The 1,125-nt window shown below is 65.0% G+C and carries 1 protein-coding gene; it reads right to left on the reverse strand.

Annotation, left to right across the window (positions count from 1 at the left end):
• The coding region (locus tag AC5RWT_RS37635) for a DEAD/DEAH box helicase (protein ID WP_494084658.1) at positions 1–1,125 on the reverse strand (1,125 nt) is incomplete at both ends.

Here is a 1,125-nt window from a genome sequence, read left to right on the forward strand (position 1 = left end):
CGCCGAGCAGATTTCCTGCGCCGCGGATTTCCAGGTCCTTCAGCGCCAGCTGCATGCCGGCGCCCAGTTCGTTGTGCGCCGCCACCGCCTTGAGCCGTTCCAGCGCCACTTCGCCCAGGGGTTTCTCGGCATCGAACAAGAAGTAGGCGTACGCCCGCTCCCGGCCGCGGCCCACCCGGCCGCGCAGCTGGTGCAGCTGGGATAGCCCGTACCGGTCCGCGCGGTCAACAATCAGCGTGTTGGCGTTGGAAATGTCCAGTCCGGTTTCGATGATGGTGGTGCAGACCAGGACGTCGAACCGCTTCTCCCAGAAGTCGACAATGATCTGTTCCAGCCGCGACTCGCTCATCTGCCCGTGTGCCACCTCCACCCGCGCCTCGGGAACCAGTTCCCGTATCCGCGCCGCCTGCCGCTCGATGGACGAGACGCGGTTGTGCACGAAGAAGACCTGTCCCTCGCGCATCAGCTCGCGCCGGATCGCCGCCGTCGTCTGCTGGTCCGTGTACGGGCCAACGTACGTCAGCACCGGGTGCCGCTCCTCCGGCGGCGTCGCCAGCGTGGACGTCTCGCGGATGCCGGTCAGCGACATCTCCAGGGTCCGCGGGATCGGCGTCGCGGACATGGCCAGAACGTCCACGTTGGTACGCATCTTCTTCAGCGACTCTTTGTGTTCGACGCCGAACCGCTGTTCCTCGTCCACAATGACCAGGCCCAGGTCCTTGAACTGGACCTCTTTGGAGAGCAGCCGGTGCGTCCCGATGACCACATCGATGCTGCCGTTCTTGATGCCTTCCATGGTGTCCTTGGCTTCCTTGGACGTTTGGAAGCGGGACAACGCCTTGACCCTGACCGGGAACCCGGAGAAGCGTTCGCTGAAGGTCTCGAAGTGCTGCTGGGACAACAGCGTGGTCGGCACCAAGACCGCCGCCTGCTTGCCGTCCTGGACCGCCTTGAAGGCGGCGCGCACAGCAATCTCGGTCTTGCCGTAGCCGACGTCGCCGGAGACCAAGCGGTCCATCGGCACCTCACGCTCCATGTCCGCCTTGACCTCGTTGATGGTGGTCAGCTGGTCCGGGGTCTCGATGTACGGGAACGCTTCTTCCAGCTCCCGCTGCCACGGGGTGT

It is taken from the genome of Arthrobacter sp. Dra40 (assembly GCF_059091905.1).